Source organism: Paraburkholderia sp. BR10923, assembly GCF_040948765.1.
GTDB lineage: Bacteria > Pseudomonadota > Gammaproteobacteria > Burkholderiales > Burkholderiaceae > Paraburkholderia > Paraburkholderia youngii.
Map to the genome: position 1 here is coordinate 1 of NZ_JBFPKO010000210.1, position 261 is coordinate 261.

General features: G+C 55.9%; 1 pseudogene. It reads left to right on the forward strand.

The features are described from left to right. Positions 1-261 (forward strand): annotated as a pseudogene (locus tag AB3X94_RS42145) (amidohydrolase family protein); the annotation flags it as partial.

Below are 261 nucleotides of genomic sequence, written 5' to 3' on the forward strand. Positions count from 1 at the left end.
CTAAGATCCTTTTCACCAATGTGAACATCTTCGACGGCAGCGGCACCGACCCTTTTCGGGGCGAGGTACTCGTCGAAGATGATCGAATCACGCGCGTTTCCCAAGCGGAAGAATCGGTATCGCGCGAGGGGTTTCAGATCATCGACGGCAAGGGCAAATTCCTCATGCCGGGCATGACCGAAGCGCACACGCACTTCTCGTGGAATGACCAGCCGTCGCTCAGTGCGATCCAGTTCATGCCGCCCGAAGAACATATTCTGT